Annotated in this window: 15 protein-coding genes; 9 read left to right on the top strand and 6 right to left on the bottom strand. The window is 56.5% G+C overall.

Annotation, left to right across the window (positions count from 1 at the left end):
- Window positions 1-19 precede the first annotated feature (19 nt).
- Window positions 20-505, top strand: coding sequence for a hypothetical protein (locus ACQYWX_RS22925; RefSeq protein WP_431686458.1), 486 nt, complete (start codon window positions 20-22; stop codon window positions 503-505).
- On the opposite strand, the gene ACQYWX_RS22920 is transcribed toward ACQYWX_RS22925, so the two are convergent.
- On the bottom strand, window positions 502-2493 hold the full coding sequence (locus ACQYWX_RS22920) for a sensor histidine kinase (protein ID WP_431686457.1): 1992 nt from the start codon (window positions 2491-2493) through the stop codon (window positions 502-504). The genes ACQYWX_RS22925 and ACQYWX_RS22920 overlap by 4 nt on opposite strands.
- Window positions 2459-4690, bottom strand: a complete 2232-nt coding sequence (locus ACQYWX_RS22915) for a bifunctional diguanylate cyclase/phosphodiesterase (protein ID WP_431686456.1) — start codon at window positions 4688-4690, stop codon at window positions 2459-2461. Before ACQYWX_RS22915 ends, ACQYWX_RS22920 begins: the two co-directional genes overlap by 35 nt.
- A gap of 252 nt (window positions 4691-4942) precedes the next feature.
- On the opposite strand from ACQYWX_RS22915, the gene ACQYWX_RS22910 reads away from it, so the two are divergent.
- The gene (locus tag ACQYWX_RS22910) at window positions 4943-5668 is read left to right on the top strand and encodes a glutathione S-transferase family protein (protein ID WP_431686455.1); all 726 of its coding nucleotides are present in this window, start codon (window positions 4943-4945) and stop codon (window positions 5666-5668) included.
- A gap of 4 nt (window positions 5669-5672) precedes the next feature.
- Here the strand turns inward: ACQYWX_RS22910 and ACQYWX_RS22905 are convergent, their stop codons facing one another.
- Window positions 5673-6221, bottom strand: coding sequence for an SRPBCC family protein (locus ACQYWX_RS22905; RefSeq protein ID WP_431686454.1), 549 nt, complete (start codon window positions 6219-6221; stop codon window positions 5673-5675).
- Between the two features lie 203 nt (window positions 6222-6424).
- Here ACQYWX_RS22905 and ACQYWX_RS22900 point away from each other — a divergent pair, with 203 nt between their 5' ends.
- On the top strand, window positions 6425-6727 hold the full coding sequence (locus ACQYWX_RS22900; protein WP_431686453.1) for a hypothetical protein: 303 nt from the start codon (window positions 6425-6427) through the stop codon (window positions 6725-6727).
- Between the two features lie 94 nt (window positions 6728-6821).
- Here the strand turns inward: ACQYWX_RS22900 and ACQYWX_RS22895 are convergent, their stop codons facing one another.
- Window positions 6822-7553, bottom strand: coding sequence for a sulfite exporter TauE/SafE family protein (locus ACQYWX_RS22895; RefSeq protein ID WP_431686452.1), 732 nt, complete (start codon window positions 7551-7553; stop codon window positions 6822-6824).
- Window positions 7554-7691: 138 nt separating this feature from the next.
- Here ACQYWX_RS22895 and ACQYWX_RS22890 point away from each other — a divergent pair, with 138 nt between their 5' ends.
- From ACQYWX_RS22890 to ACQYWX_RS22865, 6 genes are all read left to right on the top strand, one after another.
- On the top strand, window positions 7692-8573 hold the full coding sequence (locus tag ACQYWX_RS22890) for a LysR family transcriptional regulator (protein ID WP_431686451.1): 882 nt from the start codon (window positions 7692-7694) through the stop codon (window positions 8571-8573).
- A gap of 130 nt (window positions 8574-8703) precedes the next feature.
- Window positions 8704-9327 carry a response regulator transcription factor gene (locus ACQYWX_RS22885; protein WP_279505288.1) on the top strand — a complete coding sequence of 208 codons (624 nt, stop codon included), beginning with the start codon at window positions 8704-8706 and terminating at the stop codon, window positions 9325-9327.
- A gap of 186 nt (window positions 9328-9513) precedes the next feature.
- Window positions 9514-10350: a hypothetical protein gene (locus ACQYWX_RS22880; RefSeq protein WP_431686450.1), complete on the top strand. Its 837-nt coding sequence runs from the start codon at window positions 9514-9516 to the stop codon at window positions 10348-10350.
- The gene (locus tag ACQYWX_RS22875; RefSeq protein ID WP_431686449.1) at window positions 10347-10742 is read left to right on the top strand and encodes a hypothetical protein; all 396 of its coding nucleotides are present in this window, start codon (window positions 10347-10349) and stop codon (window positions 10740-10742) included. Before ACQYWX_RS22880 ends, ACQYWX_RS22875 begins: the two co-directional genes overlap by 4 nt.
- A 146-nt stretch (window positions 10743-10888) precedes the next feature.
- Window positions 10889-13606 carry an ABC transporter substrate-binding protein gene (locus ACQYWX_RS22870; RefSeq protein WP_431686448.1) on the top strand — a complete coding sequence of 906 codons (2718 nt, stop codon included), beginning with the start codon at window positions 10889-10891 and terminating at the stop codon, window positions 13604-13606.
- Window positions 13607-13692: 86 nt separating this feature from the next.
- A complete protein-coding gene (locus tag ACQYWX_RS22865; RefSeq protein WP_431686447.1) occupies window positions 13693-14649 on the top strand; it encodes a hypothetical protein in 957 nt (318 codons plus the stop codon).
- A 112-nt stretch (window positions 14650-14761) separates the two neighbouring features.
- Here ACQYWX_RS22865 and tdh read toward each other — a convergent pair whose 3' ends face one another.
- Window positions 14762-15805: an L-threonine 3-dehydrogenase gene (tdh, locus tag ACQYWX_RS22860; RefSeq protein ID WP_253938645.1), complete on the bottom strand. Its 1044-nt coding sequence runs from the start codon at window positions 15803-15805 to the stop codon at window positions 14762-14764.
- Window positions 15806-15807: 2 nt separating this feature from the next.
- Window positions 15808-17010 carry a glycine C-acetyltransferase gene (locus ACQYWX_RS22855; RefSeq protein WP_431686446.1) on the bottom strand — a complete coding sequence of 401 codons (1203 nt, stop codon included), beginning with the start codon at window positions 17008-17010 and terminating at the stop codon, window positions 15808-15810.
- Window positions 17011-17021 lie beyond the last annotated feature (11 nt).

Below are 17021 nucleotides of genomic sequence, written 5' to 3'. Positions count from 1 at the left end.
CCGACCCACAGACTAAGACATGCCCAACAGCAAATACGGACACGTATTGTTCGATAGCCTGAATAGACTTAAGCGCATCAATTGGCTGGCGTCAGGTGATCCTGAAAGTCATGCGCAATGGATAGCCGAGTACTTGCGACGGGTTGCGGTGATGTCGAATGAGCTTGGACTGGATTTATCCTCGCCATTTTTTAAGCCGGTGAAAATTTTAGTGATAAGCGGCGATCAATCTGCTGATGCGATGGTGGAGTTCATGGCGATAGCGGAAGATGCTGACCTTGTTAAAAATGCTTACGTGCGACGCTCATGTGAGTGCTACTTGGAGTGGAGCGAAGGAGGCGATGAAGGTCGAGACGTGGCTTTAGCCTACCCAGATATATTTGATCCGTTGATTAGTCTGATAGAGAGCGGCGGAAAGTTTGGTTTGCATCACGGGGAAATAATGGTTGGAAGCTCCGCAATCCCCCTGAATAACTGGAAGCGTTTCGCTGGATATCGACTCTAATAAGTTATAGACGCATCACGAGTTCCAGTGTCGGCTTCTTTCTCTTCTTCTTTTTGTTCTACATCGCGCTCTTCTGTGGCGGGCGCATGTAGCGGTAGTTCTATTTTGACGACGCAGCCGTGTCCGACGGCGCTGGATATGTTGATGGTTCCGCCCAATACGTTGGTGACCAGTTGGTGCGTCAGGTGCAGTCCCAGGCCGGTGCCGCCCTGGTTGCGTTTGGTGGTGAAGAAGGGGTCGAAGACTTTGGGCAGGATTTCCGGGGGGATGCCGGCGCCGTTGTCGCGGACTTCTATTTCCGCAATCTGATCATCGCGGCGCTGAGCGGTTAGCCAGACTCTGCCCTGCGGCGTATCTTGAAAGGCATGTTTCATGGCGTTGTTGACCAGATTTTCCAGCACTTGGCTTAAGGCTCCGGGGTAACTGTCCAGCTCCAGCCCGGCGTCGATGTCCGTCACCAGTTGGTGCTCTCTTTTGTGAATGCGCAGCCAGGTGGTCAGCAGCATGTCCTCAATCAGTCCTTTCAGCGAGAATACCCTGCGTTCGGCTCCGGCGCGGTCCGTGGCGAGCTGTTTAAAGCTATGCACCAGTTGCGCCGAGCGATTGAGGTTGCTGAGGATGATGGCGGAGCCTTGTTCGAAGCGGGTGAAGTAGTCGTTCATATCGGAGCGGCGCAGACCGCGTGCGAAGGCTTCTTTTAATTCTTCCGCCTGTCGTTGCATGGAGGACAGCGTTACCAGCGAGGCTCCGATGGGGGTATTCAGTTCATGGGCCACACCGGCCACCATCATTCCCAGGGATGACAGCTTTTCCGCCCGCACCAGCTCGTCCTGAGTTTGCATCAAATTATCCAGTGACTCTTTCAGCAGTGTGTTGGAATGCTCCAGCTCGCCGCTGCGTGCGCTAAGCTGTGTATTAAGCGAGTCTCTTAAGGCGTCGGCTCTGGCGATGCGGATGGCGACCAAAAACAGAATCACCCAAAGCCCGATGATCACCCCCAGCGTGGTCGCAAGCGCCTCCCGCTGCAGCGCAGAGACGGCGGCTGGGTCCACATTCACCACCAGCTTCCAGTATTGATCATCCTTATTCTGGTTTGAGGTGGGCGAGAATGTGGTGAACAGCCAGAGTCCATCGTCATCTGTGAAGGTACCGTAGTTTGCCTTGGCGATGCGTTCCCAGCCTTCAGGATGGCGAACGCCAAAGCGCGATTCGGTGCGCTTGAACATAAATCCCCATTCTTCTTTGGGATTATCGCTCAACAGCCAGTAGCCATCGGAGTTCAGCAAGTGCAGGCGCAGGCTGGCGGGCAAGTGTAAATTGCGCAGAGCCTGCAGCATCAGATTGGCTTTGTAGTTCAGCACCACCAGACCGTTATGCTCGCCTTGATCATTGTGAATGGGCGTCACTGCGCGTAGAACGGGGTTATGGGGAATCTGGATGGAGCCGTGTTCGACATTAAGGTCCAGCGGAGAAAAGTAAATTTCATCCGACTTCAAGGCCATGCCGGAGGTGAAGTAGTAGCGCTGGCTTTTTTTCTGCAACTGTTCGTCAGGAATGCGTATTGCTTGAGCGCCGAACATTTCCACGCGCACTAATTCACTGCCGTCTGGGCCCAGCCAGCGAACTTGGTCGTAGATGCCGGATGCCTCGGAAAAGTCCTGCAACAAGTGTTCAGCGCGTTGTTTGTTTTCCGGCGTAGCGTTGCGAATCGCTTTATTGTGCGCAATAAAACGAATATCCGTCGCCAGATCGCCGAAGTTTCTGGCCATGGTCTCGTAGGCGGAGCTGAGCGAACTGGAGGCGCTTTCCTGCAGGGGAGACAGCTTATTATCCAGCAGGTAGTCGTACAGAAAGAATGAAAGCGCCAGTAGCAGCATGCTCCAGGGCGCAATCAAATTCAGCAGGCGTTTGCGGATGTGGTATAGAGAAGGCTCCTGAATGGTCATGGGGGCGTCAGCGTCGTTGAGCCAGCCATTGCAGCAGGTCATCCACCTCCATTGGGCGGGCGTAGAGATAGCCCTGCACGCTCCTGCAGCCGTTGTCGAGCAGCCATTGCGCCTGCTCCTTGGTTTCCACTCCCTCGGCGATAATGTCGAGATTGAAGCTTTCTCCCAATTGAATAATCGTTTTTGCGATCGCGGCGGCGCCTTGATCGGTGGTGACTTTATCGATGAACGATTTATCGATCTTCAATCTGTCCACCGCAAGGCGACTCAGGTAGGCGAGAGAAGAGAAGCCTGTGCCGAAGTCGTCAATGGCCACGGCGACGCCAATTTCCCGCAGACGCTCCAGCTTATCCCGCACCAGTGAGAAGTTATGCATGACCGTGGACTCGGTGATTTCGACCTCGATTTGCTGGGGTCTGATTCCCACCGCCTCGGCGCTGCGGATGAGTGTGTCCACCATGTCGTCCTGTTCGAACTGGATAACCGAATAGTTCACGCCAATGCGGAGGTCGCGATAACCGGCATCTTGCAAGCGGTGACAGGCGGCGCAGCCCTGGGTGAGTATCTGTTGCCCCAGGGGCAGAATGAGTCCGGTGGTTTCCGCCAGAGAAATAAATTGATCCGGCCGAATATGCGTGCCGTCTTCCAGGCGCCAGCGCGCCAGGACTTCCACCCCGGTGACCTGATTGGTTTCAAGATCGATCTGAGGCTGCAGGACGGCGTAGATGCTCTGTTGGGTCAATGCGTCCTGGAGCGCCTGTAGCAAGTGAAAGCGGCTGGCGGCGGCGGCTTCGGTTTCCGGGTCGTAAGTGGTGTGCTGGCGGATGCCGCGTTTTTTCGCCTGCTTCAACGCAATGCCCGCGCGGGTGATGACTTCCGGCGGTGAACTGTCAGGATGGTTGAGTGGATAGATCACCGAGCTGATATTGAGCAGTTTTAAGCTCTTTTCAGAGGCGGACAGGCCATTGAACAAACCGTCCAGCTTGTCGACGGACACCTCGTTGACGCCTCCCAGAACGGCGAACAGGTCGTCTTTGACCCGGGAAACCTGAACGGTTCCGTTGAAGGCGTCTTTGAGCCGGCTGGACACCAGTTTCAAAACCGAGTCGCCATAACGGGCGCCCAATGCTGTGTTGATGCTGGCGAAGCCGTCTATATCCACCAGCATCAGCTGATACTGGTTTCGATCCGTGCGCGAGAGTATTTGGCTTAGCCTGCGCAGCAAGGCATTACGGTTAGGAATGCGCAGGGTGTCGTCTTCGTAGGCCAGGCGCTCCAACCGGTTGAACAAGGAAACGTTTTGCAAGCCGTTGGCGATGTTCAGGCTGAATACGCGGATCAGCTCCTGTTCGGTGGAGTCGAGCGGATGGCCCGTCTCAATGTAGGCCGCGTAATCGGCGGCGCCGATGGGGTCGAGAAAGAACAGGCAAGTGAAGTCTTTCTCATGGATGGACTTGCGGGCCTGCAGGCATTGGTTCAGATGCTCCCGCACCTTGGGCGCTTCAAACTCCATCAGGGTTTTGCCGATGCAGTTGGAGTATATTCCCGCGGCGCCGATGATGTAGCTTTCGCGACTTTCAGGCTTGGTCGTCGTATACGCCTTTGCGCACACCAGCCCGTCAGGAGGCAGTCCCAGAAGTTTGGCCAGCTCCGCCAGCATGCGTGCGGAGAATTCCTGCAGGTTTTTGGCGGAGTAAACGGAGTCGCTGGACTCGGCGATCAACTGTAATCCCCGCTTCGCCCGCGCGATTTCCCGAATCTGAATGTAAGAACGTGCGCAGCCGGTCATTACCGTTTGCAGACGGGTGTCGGTCAGCTCGGACTTGGTCCAATAATCATTGATGTCGTATTCCTTCATGACGTCCAGCATGGGCGCCATGCCGGGCTGTCCGGTCAGCAGCACCAGTCGTATTTCCGCATTGCCAAGCACTTCCCGGATGGCGCGCACGAGGCGGAGGCCTGCGTCGTCGGTCTCCATCACCACGTCCACCAGAGCAATGGCGATGTCAGCGTGTTCTGAGAGTAGTTTGGAGGCTTCTGCGTAACTGTAGGCGCGAAGTATCTGAAGGGGGCGGTCCAGGACTTTCAGACCGGCGAGTGCGAACTCCGTGGAGCGCTGGTAGTTGAAATCGTCATCGACGGTGAGCACTTTCCAGGCTTCTCGCGTGATGTGCTCGGGCGTCTCCGGCTCATCCTGCGCGAAGCTGATGACATCGTCATCCATCGGCGTGGTTTCCATAATATCCTTCCGTTCTAAGAACCCCTGTCAACTGGTTCCGACCTTGTCAACGTTTTGGCTGGAAGGCGCATCATTCAAGGGATGCGCGCGAGGGACAGCCTTGAAAAAAGCGGTTATTTTGAAGATAGAAGCGCGGAGAGTCACTGTCAATAAAGGATGTGACAGAGTCTTATAATTTAATCCGCGCGCCTTATATTCAAACTATTTGCCGCGTATTCTAAATACGGTTTTTCTATCTTAGTGGATTAACGCATGATCATTCTTTATCAGTTCCCTATTTCCCATTTTTGTGAAAAAGCGCGATGGGCGCTCGACTATAAAGGGCTGGAATATAAGGTGAAAAACCTGATGCCCGGTGCGCACATCAAAGCCATCAAAAAGCTGGCGGATAAGTCCACGGTGCCGGTCATTGAGCATGATGGAAAAATTGTGCAGGGCTCAGCGGAAATCATTAACTATCTTGATGGCCTGTCCTCGGACAGACCTTTGACGCCGGTGGAGCCGGGAGCAAGGTCCGCCGCTCTGGAGTGGGAAAAGTATCTGGATAGAGAGATTGGCGTTTCCATCCGCTGCTATTGCTACCACTATTTATTGACGCGTCCGGATCAGGTGGTTCCCATGCTGGCTCACCACGGGCCCTGGTATGGTAAGTGGCTGCTGCGTCTAGGCTTTGGCAAGTTAAGCAAAATTATGCGCAAGCACATGCTAATTAATGATGAAACTGCGGCGGACGCATTAAATCGCATCCGGGTGGCGCTGGCCCGTATCAATGAGCGCGTGGGGACCGACGGTTATCTGGTGGGGGATTATTTCACCCGGGCGGATCTGACGGCGGCCTCATTGCTGACGCCGTTTCTGCAGCCGGAATCCTTTGATATCCCGTGGCCGCAAGACCCGCCGCCGGCATTGGCGCAGACCGTCAAAGAGCTGGAGCCGCAGCTGGAATGGGCCCGGCGGATCTACGCCCGTTATCGTTAAATCATCAACTGGCGGCGCCTGGATTCTCTATGCGCTGCTTCAGGCTTTGCAGTCCCTCCTCATACATGGGCGCCAACAGCCTTTCCAGCATCAGGCCGATGTAGCGGTTGAACAGGTTGAAGCCGTGCTCGGTGTCGAAGCCCCAAGTCACTCTCACACCACTGTCGGCAGGCTGCAGGCGGTAAAACGCGGAAGCCTGGCCGTTATCGCCAAAGTCCAGCGTGACTTGAATCTCCTCCGCCTCTTTGACGGCGATAATCTCCTGATAGCCCTGACCCACTTTCGGGTCGTCGCTGCGCCAACTCATCTTGGCTCCTACGCCGGATTGCGGACCTGAAAACTGGTACTGGGCGTTGGGGTCCAGCTTGGCCCAGGGCGACCAGTCATTAAAGTTGCGGTAGCTATTAAGGAAATCAAACACCTGCCGCTGCGGAGCGTTAATCACTACACTGCGTTCGACATGAGTGGAGTCCGGTAGAAAAAATCCGGCGACAATGACCAATACAACGACGCCAAGCAGGATTTGCCCAGTGGATTTAAGCGCTTTCTTCATGGAGGCTTTCTCAATTTATTGATTATCAGGTGACGGCGATGGGATTCGCCGACTGCGAATGTAGCCTCAGGCGCAGGCTTTGCCAAGATGACGGGAGGAAGATGAAGTCCCGCGGATAAATATCCGGTTTTTCATTCAGTTAAGGTTCACGTTAGCTGGCTTATCGTAACAACCGTGATCGATAAACCTGCGAGGAATTAAAAATGAAAAAGTTACCGATGTTGTTATTGACCCTGGGACTGGCGATCGCCGGCGCATCCACCTCCGCGATGGCCCACGATGGCGGACGTCATGACGGTAAGCGTTACGATAACCACCATAACCACGGGCATCACGACAACCGTCGTCATCGTGGCGGACACCATAAGCATCATAACCGTCACCACCACCGTCATCATCGTTATTACAAACATCATGACGGCCGTAGATGGGATAATCGTTACAGCTACTACAATCATCGCCGCTACAACGATGACGGCATTGTCGTAGTCTTTCCCATCAAATAAACATTGCAGATAGCAAATCGAGGCCCGGAGCCGCAGCGGCTACAACGCTGACTCCGGGCGCTCAGAACTGCTCTTGATCCGACCCCGGCGGCGTTCAGCCGAACGCCAGCATCTTGACCGCGGCGATCGCCGCCATGCCCCGTATCAACCACTTAAACTGGTTGATGTTCAGCTTTCTCAGCAGCCAATAGCCTACCCATGATCCGACCAGTAACCCGGGCAATCCCGCGAGGCTGCGCAGGGCGATATCCTCGTTGAGAAATCCCGCCGCGATCAGCAACGGCACTTTGGCGCTGTTCAGGATCATGAACGCCCAGGCGCGAGTGCCCACATAAGCTTCCTTGGATAGACGCTGCTCCATCAGATACAGGCTGAGCAGAGGACCTGCGGCGTTCGCCGTCATGGTGACGAACCCGGACAGCAGTCCCATGGCCTGGGTGGCCGCCGGATGGCGCATGATGGCGGAGGGGCGATAATCCAGCCAAAGCCCCAGCGCCAGGATCAACACAATCATGACGCCCAGCAACAGCGTGAACTGTTCTGGATTGATGCTGGAGAGCAACCAGATGCCCAGACCGATGCCGATTAACGCCAATGGCAACAGGCGCAGCACGATAGGCCAGGAGGCGTGGCGGCCATAGCTTTTCACCGCCAGAATATCCGTGGCGATGTACATGGGAATCAGAATCCCCAGCGCTTCCGGGCCGGGATAGGCGATAGCGATAATCGGCAGAATGAGCAGCCCCATGCCGCCAATGGAGAACTTGGAGAAGCCGGTGATAAACCCGGCGGCGAGAATGCAGAAGAATGCGGTATCAAAGTCCATACAACCCCCTCAGATCTTGACGGGGCAAGCTTACTCCGTTATATGACCGTAAAATAACGATATATATCGCTCAAGTTGATCGGTATTGTCGATTGTTGTGGTCGTTGATTTTGATGGAAGCTTCAGGGGAGGGCGAACATGACGAATGAGCAGTTACGCGCATTTGTTGGCGTGGTGGAGCATGGCAGTTTCCGGGCTGCTGCGGCGGCTCTGTTTAAAACCCAATCTACGGTCAGTGCGGCGGTGGCGGCGCTGGAGCAGGAGTTCGATTTACAGTTGTTCAGTCGCGAGACCTATCGACCGACGCTGACCATTGAAGGCAAGGCGTTGTTCCGGGAAGCCAAGGCGCTACTTTCCAAAGCCCATGATCTGGAGATGCTGGGGCATCGTCTGGCGCAGGGCAAAGCGCCGGAGCTGTCCATTTCCCTGAGCGCCATGTGCGCGCATTTGCCGGGATTGGACACCTTGAAAGCATTCGCCAAAAAGCGACCCGAGATGCGTCTGCATTTACATACGGAGCATTTGTCCGGGGTGCTGGAGCAACTGCTGGTTGAGAAAGCGGAAGTGGCCATCGGTCCCCAGGTTGGGCTGGATGATCGCTATGAATTTACCGAGGTGGCGAAAGTCACCCAGGTCACGGTTGCGGCGCCGGGTTTTGTCGACGCTGGCGCGGACGGCGTGGTGCGCCATGCGCAGTTACGTAATCTGCCCCATATTCTGATCGCCGACAGCGGCTCGCTGGCGCCCTTTGATCACGTCAATGTGATTCCCGGCGGCCATCGCTGGTATGTGAACGACTTTCTGATGAAGAAGGGGCTGCTTCTCTCCGGAATGGGCTGGGCGCGGATTCCGCTGCATATGGTGGACGCCGAACTGGAGCGCGAAGAACTGAGGTTCCTGCAGGTGGAGAACTTTCCTTCGCGCAGTCTGGTCCCCATCTATCTCATACGGTTGCGCAATCAGTTGTTATCGCCGCTGGCGCAGGAATTCTGGGATGAAATGTTGGGCGCTTCGCTTTGACATTACCCTCACTCTGTCCAATAGTTATCAATTAACTGAGGGCGCTTCGTATTGGATGGCGCTTTGGGGGCTGCGACGATAACAATAAGGTTCCATCCGTGTTTTTCTGCTTGGGATAAGCAAAAACGCCATGAAAGATACGTGCGTATATATCATCGAAGATGACCAGATGCAGGCGGATCTGCTGTCGGCTATTCTGGAATCCTACGGTTACCAGTCCAAAGCCTACGGCAATCCCAAAGCGTTTTTATCCGAGTTCAGCAATGATCACCACTGCGTGATTCTCTCCGACATCATGATGCCGGACATGACAGGCCTGGACTTGCTGAACCGAATGTCCGAAACCGGCTACCTGCCGCCGTTGATATTAATGACGGCGTATTCCACGGTGCCGGTGGTGAAAGAAGCGCTGCAGGGCGGCGCCTTCGATTTTCTGCTCAAACCTATCAGCATCACCGACGTAGGCCCCTTGCTGGAAAAGGCGGTGGCCCATGAAAAGCTGCACCGCGAACGTTATATGAAACGTCTCGACATCCAGCGCTCTATTTCGCAACTGACCGCCCGTGAGAAGCAGATTTACGACCTGCTGTTGCAGGGGCTCAGCACCAAGGAGATGGAGGCTAAACTGTTCATCAGCCCCCGCACCATCGAGACGCACTGCCGCAATGTACTGGCCAAATTCGACGTCTCCTCTATCAAGGATCTGCTGGTCAAAGTGTTACCCTTGGCGGCGGAGGAGAACAGCGTCAACTGATCGAGTTCACTCACGAACCTGTTGATCCGCTGATTTAATGCTTCCCCCTTAATGCCGCGCCTTCAGCAGATTTTTTATCACTTCTCCGTAGTACTACTGAGAACGGCTCTGATATTTCAGTAAGCGTACGAATCCTCTTGCACGGACAAACTGATTAATCTGTGCACATAACGTTCAGGAGGATTTATGTCAGCAAATCGAGTAGTTTCCCTGGTCGCCTCTAATGCGCCACAAGACGAGCTGGAACGCAGCAGGCAAAAGAACGCCGAGTTGGAGCAAAGTCTGGCCAGTGTGAACCAAATGGCGATGGGGCTGTTACGCTCCAACAGCTTCCTGGGCGGTATGATTGAATTTTTCGAGCGCTGCTCGGAAGTTCGTGAGCCTTCTGAAATTGGTCTGGCGATGGAGAATGCGCTGAGCGGCTATCAAGTGCCTTACGTATTCATCCTCAACCTGCCGGAGCAACATTATGTGTTCGGCGGCAAAAACTATGTCACCAATTTGCAGTTTGACGTGATCACCACGTTGACGCTGCAACGTGAACGCATTGTTAATTTCGATCAGTATTCCCTGATCAATTTCCCGTATTTCTCTATTTGTCTGACCATGACGGCGGAGGAGAAAGAGGCCCATCTGGATAACCTTACCCGGCTGGCGCAAGTGGCGAATTTCGTCCTCTCCAATCTGGTGCGGGAGTCTCAGGAGAAGATGGTGCGCCAAGGCATCATGCAACGGGCGGTAAGACGTACAGAGGCGTTGCTGGACAACATCATGAAGATGGTGCTGGATTGCGGCGCACACTCTATCCAAAGTTTTTCCGATCTGAAGTGGACCATCCAAAGCTCCATCATGGGGCTGGACCTGGACATCGAGTCGGAGCAAAGCATTTTCAACATCGTTGACCAGCTGATGGAGCAGTTTGAGCACCAACAGGCCTCCACGCGAATTATCGAGAACTACATCCTTTCTGTGAAGGAAAGTCTGGCGCAGCTCAGCGACAGTGGAGCTGGAGAATTGAAATGAACGCAGAGAAGATTATGGCTTTTGATGAAGGGGACTTCGCTGCGGATGTCGTCAGAAACAAGTTTCTGGAGCATCTCGCCGATAGCATGTCACTAATCAGTTCCAGCGGCTCCCGACTGCATTGCGCCAGTCTGATGGAGACCTCCCGTATGATTGCGATGATGCGGGATATCGCCAGCGGCATTGTCGCCACGGCGGAAAGCCAGGGGTTGCCCAGTATCGCGGAATGCGGTCTGGAATTGCAGCGCTGGTGTCGGCTGGCGCTGCATAACGAAGATCTGGAGGTCATGCGTTGTTTGATCCCTCAGATCAAGCAGGCGGGAAACGAGTTGGCCCGTGAAGCGGATCGCCTGTGCGTAAACCAGAAATGGAAGTCCAGCCGTAGAGATTGATCCCTCCGTCGCAGCGTTCGCGCTGCGGCTATTCCCTGTCTATACTCCCTAGCATTCATTTCTATTTCTTTGTCCAGCCAGTTATTTTCCAGGCGCCGGACACGAACCTGAAGCAGTAGTTCAGCAGTTTGCGACTCGGGGAGTCTATGAAGGTTTGTCCCATTTGCAGTACGGATTTTCCCCAGGGCGATTACTGTCCCGCCGATGGGGCCACATTGGTGGATAAGCAGCGCCGCGACCCGCTTATCGGCAAAATGCTGAAGGACATGTATCGCATCGAATCCCGCCTGGCGGAAGGCGGCATGAGTCTGGTCTATGTAGCGCGCCAGTTATCCTTGGACCGTCTGGTGGTGGTTAAACTGCTGCGGGCGGGCATGGACGATCATGACTTTATCCAGCTGTTTTTCCGCGAAGCGCGCATCGCCAGTCAATTGAACCACCCCAACGTCATGCATGTGATCGACTTCGGCAACACCGACGACGGCATGATGTATCTGGTGGTGGAGTATCTGCGCGGAGAGAACCTGTCCGATCTGGTGGAAAAGCGCAGCGGGCTGCCGCTGGAAAACGTGGTGTGGCTGCTGGAGCAGATCGGCGCCGGGTTGCAGGCTGCGCATCAGATGAACATCGTGCACCGGGATTTGAAGCCCGGCAACATCATTGTCGCGCGGGTGTCCGGCGACCATTCCGTCGCCAAGCTGCTGGATTTCGGCATCAGCAAGCCGCTGGGAGAAGGGGATCTTAAATACACCCGTTTGGGCATGGTGATGGGCACCCCGGGTTATCTGGCGCCGGAGCAGATTGAAGGCGCGCGCAATATCGACAAACGCGCTGATATCTACGCTCTGGGCGCGATTCTTTATTACTGCATCACTGGCGAACGCCCTTACACCGGCGAAAACCCCCAGGACATCATGAACCGGCAATGCGCCGGACCGCCGCCGGCGCTGCGGGAAAACCGCTTGACCGACGCTCGCAATAAAGCTTTGGAGCCGGTGATTCTGAAGGCCATGGCGCTAAGCCCGGATGGTCGCTATCCAGACGCCCAGGCGATGGTGCGGGACATCCAGAACCGCGCTCACGCAGCCATTGCGGAATACTCCAAGGCCATGGAGATGACGCCGCCTAACCCAGACGTCTATCAATTCATTTTCTATGGCGAAATTCGCGGCGACGTGGAGTTGCAGGACACCCAGGAAAAACTGAAAGCGGCGCTGGGATTGAGCGACGCCGCCTGCGCCCGCTTGTTCAGCGGTAAGCGGGTGGTGGTGAAGAAGAATCTCAGCCTGGGCAAGGCGAAAAAGTACGACGAGGCGTTTCAGGCCGCCGGCGCTTTAGGGCAGATCGAGGAAATGGATACCGCCACCCGCATTGATCCGGCGCACAGCATGGATGAGCGCTCCATGAGCCAGCCCATTGTGGTGGCCGCCTCCACGTTGGCGGAGCCCATGCATCTGGGCTCGCAACCGCCCCCGTTCGGCGTGCAGGGGTATACACATCCCGTTGCGCCGACGCTGGATGATGAGACCACTACCGTGGTGGCCCCGGGAACGCTTCCTACGATGGGACCCGGCATGACGACGGCTGCTGGCCAGAACGCCAGACGTAGCATGCCGCTTTGGCTGGGGCTGAGTGCGCTGATCTTGATCCTGGTTGGCGTGGGTTACGCGGTTCCCGTGGTGCGATACAGCGTGGCGGACGGATATGCGGAGTTAACCGGCTGGCAGGCGCCGCGCGGCGTCAGTGAGAACCGGGTGGCGCTGGGAATGAGCGCGGCCTTTAGCGGCGGCGCCAGAGAGCTGGGTCGCGCCATGCAGTTGGGCGTTGACGTGCGCATTCGCGAAATTAACGAGCAGGGCGGCATCCACGGACGCTATATCGAACTGCGCGCCCTGGACGACGGCTACGAACCTGCGGCGGCGCACCAGAACGTCGAGAAATTTATGCAGCCGGACGGCGTATTCGCCATGCTGGGCAATGTGGGGACGCCAACGGCGGAAACGATATTGCCGGTGGCCCTGAAGGATAGAACCATCGTGTTCGGCACCTTCTCCGGCGCGGCTTTGCTGCGGAAAAGTCCGCCGGAGCGATATGTGTTCAACTATCGCGCCAGTTACGAAGATGAAACCAACGCTCTTATTCGCTACTTCATCGAGGAACAGGACGTCGACCCTAGAATGATCGCCGTGTTCTATCAGGACGACGGTTACGGCAAGGACGGTTTGAAAGGGGTGGAGGATGCGCTGTCGGATTACGGCGTGCGTCCCCATGAAATCGCCAAATTCAGCTATCAGCGCAATACGGCGCAGATTGAGGGCGCGGCCCAGGGCATGTTGGGTCGCCTGAGTGAGATACAGGCGGTGGTGGCCATCAGCACCTACACCGCCAGCGCGCGTTTGACCAAACGTCTGCGTCAGGCCGGATTCACCGGGCCTTTCGCCAATGTCTCCTTTGTCGGGGCGCGAGCGCTGGCGGAGCAGTTCAAAGAGTTAGGCGTGGAGTACGGCGAGGGCGTGGTGGTGTCTCAGGTAGTGCCGCCGTTTGATTCCTACGCCACTGGCGTGCTGCGCTACCGGGAGGCCTTGAGCCGTTTCTATCCCAATGAGCAGCCGGACTTTATTTCTCTGGAAGGCTACATTGTGGCGACCTTGTTTTTCCATGCGTTGGAACGGGCGGGTCGACACTTCGATACCGAATCACTGGTGGACACGCTGGAGTCGTTTGACGGCGTGGACTTGGGCATCGGGGAGACGATTACTTTCCGCGCCTCGGATCACCAGGGCAGTCATCGGGTATGGGGAACCCAGTTGAATCGCGATGGAGCGTTTGAGGCGGTCAGGCTCAGTAAGAAAGAAACGCTGTAGCCGGGCCATTCCGACATCATCTCTGCGGCGTCCGATGCGGCTGGATGAAGGATGCGCCAGACCGGGCCGCGCGCTGTGGACTCAGCATGAGGCGAAGCGAAATGAGCGGCGTGACAGCGAAATCTCTACTGGTCGCCATGGGACTCTATTGCAGTCTGTGCGCGACCTCCGCGACGGCGGTGGAAGTTCAGCAAAACCAGTTGTACGAAGGCGGAACCCTGATTGAGTCCGGCTCACTGGGCCTGTCGTTCAAGGTTCCTGATGGTTGGCAGGGCGCCTGGCCGGCGGGATCGGAACTTTTTGTACTGGAATCCCAGGCGCTGAAAGCCAATATCTTCGTGTACATCGACCAGTCCGGCGAGCAGGCGCTGATGCAACAGATGGCGCAACCGGTGCCGTTGGACGCTTCCGTCGTTCTGTATCCCAAAAGCGCGCCGCAAAAACGCAATGGTCGTCTGACGGCGGATTACAGCATCGGCAATATGCCCAACATGGAAGGCCGCATCAGCGCCGTCACCGGCAAAGGCTCCACCTCCGTAGCGTTGATTGCGGTCGCGGATCAGAGCACCGCCGCGCAGGTCTGGAAAGTGGCGGAGACCGTGGCCTCCTCGGTTAAATTCTCCGCGCCGAAACCTCTGGCGCAAGGAGGGGGCGACGGCGGCTGGAGCACCTACATGCGAGGGCGCCATATCGTGCGCTATTACACCGGCTCCGGTTATCACGAAGAAGAGCACATCTGGTTATGCAGCAATGGCGAGTTCTATCGCTCCGGCAACAGCGGGGGCTATGGCGGCGGCGCCAGCGGCGCCACAGGCAGTCAGGGCTCCGGCAGATGGGAGGCGCAGGGCTCAATGAACGCTCAGGGCCGATTAATTCTGCAATACGGCCCCGGCTACAGCATGCAGGGCAGCACGCCGGGCTTTGACTGGAATGAATCCGGCCCAGGTGGAGAACGCGTCACCTTTACGCTGGCGCTGGCCAATAACAAGCTGTATCTGGATGGAACCCAGTGGCTGCGGGACGGCAATAATCGCTGTCAGTAACAGGTTCTCAGTAATCGCAAGAAAGAGTAGGGGGGGGAGGAGAAAAGGGGAATAGAGAACAAGAGAACAAGAGGGAGCGACCAGGTCGCTCCCGGGGTCAAAGCAGAAAAACTCAGTCTGACCAGTTCAAAATGACTTTACCGGATTGACCGCTGCGCATGGCGTCAAAACCCTGTTCGTAGTCGGCGTACTCGAAACGGTGGGTGATGATCGGTTCAATGTCCAATCCCGCCTCCAGCATCGCCAGCATCTTGTACCAGGTCTCGAACATTTCGCGTCCGTAGATGCCTTTGACCTGTAGCGCCTTGAGCACGATCTTGCTGAGATCCAGCTCCGCCGGCTTGGACGGCAGGCCCAGCAGGGAAATGCGTCCGCCCATCATCATCACATCCAGCATATCGTTGAGGGCGGAAGGAATGCCGCTCATTTCCAGGCCCACATCGAAGCCTTCCTTCATTTTTAGTCGTCCCATGACGTCGCGCAGAGACTCCCGTTGCGCGTTCACCGGCTCCACATCCGCGACTTTGGCCGCCAGCTCCAGGCGGTAGTCATTGATGTCAGTGATCACCACTTTGTGGGCGCCGGCGAATCTCGCTACGGCGGCGGCCATGATGCCGATAGGTCCGGCGCCGGTGATGAGCACGTCCTCGCCCACCAGATCATAAGCCAGGGCCGCATGGACGGCGTTGCCCAACGGGTCCAGTATCGCGCCAAGCTCCAGACTCACTGCGTCCGGCAGGGGCACGACGTTGAACGCCGGGAGGCAAAGGTACTCGGCGAAAGCGCCGGGCAGGTTAACGCCGATGCCTTTGGTGTCCGGCGCCAGATGGAAACGTCCTGCGCGGGCGTTGCGGCTGAGCATCCCCACCACGTGACCTTCTCCTGACACGCGCTGTCCGATATGCAGGCCGTCCACGTGACTGCCGAGTTCCACAATCTCACCGCTGTATTCATGGCCGGTGGTCAGAGGGACGGGGACGTTGTTGCGCGCCCAGTCGTCCCAGTTGTAAATGTGGATGTCGGTGCCGCAGATCGCGGTGCGCTTGATCTTGATGATCACATCGTTGGGCCCGCATTCGGGAACCGGCTGCTCTTGCAGCCAGAGTCCGGGAGCAGATTGCGCTTTGACCAACGCCTTCATGGTTGACGACTGCATGTTCAGCCTCCAATAACCCCAAGTTGTTGACCGACGCGGGTAAAGGCGGTGACCGCCTGCTCCAGCTGTTCGCGGGTCAGCGCCGCGTTCATCTGGGTGCGGATGCGCGCCTGACCTTGCGGCACCACCGGATAGAAGAATCCAGTAACGTATACCCCTTGCTCGTACAACGCTTTCGCGAAGTCCTGCGCCAGCTTGGCGTCTCCCAGCATGACCGGGATGATGGCGTGTTCGCCGGGCAGCAGTTTAAAGCCAGCTTCGCTCAGGCTGTTACGGAAAAACACAGCGTGTTCGCGCAGGTTGTCGCGCAGATGGTCGCCGGCGATGGAAATTTCCAGGGCTTTCAGGCTGCCTGCGACGACAGGCGGGGGAAGGGAGTTGGAGAACAGATAGGGGCGGGCGCGTTGGCGGAGCAGTTCGATAATATCGCGGCTCGCTGCAATAAAGCCGCCGGCTGCGCCGCCGAGGGCTTTACCCAGCGTGCCGGTAATAATGTCGACTTCCACGCCGTTGTAGGCGGCGCTGCCTTTGCCCTGGGGGCCGATGACGCCGGTGGCGTGACAGTCGTCCACCATCACCAGGGCGTCGTATTTACGCGCAATGGCGACAATATCCTTCAGCGGCGCGATATAGCCGTCCATGGAGAAGACGCCGTCGGTGGCCACCAGAATATTGCGGGCGCCATCGGCGCGAGCCTGCTTCAGCTGGGCTTCCAGATCGTTCAGGTCGCGGTTGCCGAAACGGTAGCGTTTGGCTTTGCACAGACGGATGCCGTCGATGATGGAGGCATGGTTCAGGGAGTCGGAGACGATAGCGTCTTCGGCGCTCAGTAACGGCTCGAACAGGCCGCCATTGGCGTCGAAGCAGGCGGCGAACAGAATGCTGTCCTCCATTCCCAGGAACTCTGCGATTTTGTGCTCCAGCTCTTTGTGCAGCGTTTGCGTGCCGCAGATAAAACGTACGGAAGCCATGCCAAAACCGTATTTGTCGAGCGCTTCATGCGCCGCTGCGATGACTTCCGGGTTGTCCGCCAAGCCCAGATAATTATTCGCGCAAAGATTGAGAATTTGTTTATCGCCAGCTTCTCCGGCGAGTTTGACGGCGGCCGCTTGTGGAGTGTCGATCACTCGTTCCTTTTTAAACAGGCCGGCTTTTTCAATCTCATCAAGGGTTTGCTGTAATTGTTGTTGGAAAGTCTGGTTCATTGGAATTTTCC

The organism is Hahella sp. NBU794, from assembly GCF_050749805.1.
Classification (GTDB): domain Bacteria; phylum Pseudomonadota; class Gammaproteobacteria; order Pseudomonadales; family Oleiphilaceae; genus Hahella.
The sequence above is the reverse complement of the archived record's forward strand: the minus strand, read 5'-3'. Positions and strand labels throughout refer to the sequence as shown.

Coding starts and splice junctions, on each gene's coding strand:
- ACQYWX_RS22925 (WP_431686458.1), top strand. CDS start 20: ATGCCCAACAGCAAATACGGACACGTATTGTTCGATAGCCTGAATAGA.
- ACQYWX_RS22920 (WP_431686457.1), bottom strand. CDS start 2,493: ATGACCTGCTGCAATGGCTGGCTCAACGACGCTGACGCCCCCATGACC.
- ACQYWX_RS22915 (WP_431686456.1), bottom strand. CDS start 4,690: ATGGAAACCACGCCGATGGATGACGATGTCATCAGCTTCGCGCAGGAT.
- ACQYWX_RS22910 (WP_431686455.1), top strand. CDS start 4,943: ATGATCATTCTTTATCAGTTCCCTATTTCCCATTTTTGTGAAAAAGCG.
- ACQYWX_RS22905 (WP_431686454.1), bottom strand. CDS start 6,221: ATGAAGAAAGCGCTTAAATCCACTGGGCAAATCCTGCTTGGCGTCGTT.
- ACQYWX_RS22900 (WP_431686453.1), top strand. CDS start 6,425: ATGAAAAAGTTACCGATGTTGTTATTGACCCTGGGACTGGCGATCGCC.
- ACQYWX_RS22895 (WP_431686452.1), bottom strand. CDS start 7,553: ATGGACTTTGATACCGCATTCTTCTGCATTCTCGCCGCCGGGTTTATC.
- ACQYWX_RS22890 (WP_431686451.1), top strand. CDS start 7,692: ATGACGAATGAGCAGTTACGCGCATTTGTTGGCGTGGTGGAGCATGGC.
- ACQYWX_RS22885 (WP_279505288.1), top strand. CDS start 8,704: ATGAAAGATACGTGCGTATATATCATCGAAGATGACCAGATGCAGGCG.
- ACQYWX_RS22880 (WP_431686450.1), top strand. CDS start 9,514: ATGTCAGCAAATCGAGTAGTTTCCCTGGTCGCCTCTAATGCGCCACAA.
- ACQYWX_RS22875 (WP_431686449.1), top strand. CDS start 10,347: ATGAACGCAGAGAAGATTATGGCTTTTGATGAAGGGGACTTCGCTGCG.
- ACQYWX_RS22870 (WP_431686448.1), top strand. CDS start 10,889: ATGAAGGTTTGTCCCATTTGCAGTACGGATTTTCCCCAGGGCGATTAC.
- ACQYWX_RS22865 (WP_431686447.1), top strand. CDS start 13,693: ATGAGGCGAAGCGAAATGAGCGGCGTGACAGCGAAATCTCTACTGGTC.
- tdh (WP_253938645.1), bottom strand. CDS start 15,805: ATGCAGTCGTCAACCATGAAGGCGTTGGTCAAAGCGCAATCTGCTCCC.
- ACQYWX_RS22855 (WP_431686446.1), bottom strand. CDS start 17,010: ATGAACCAGACTTTCCAACAACAATTACAGCAAACCCTTGATGAGATT.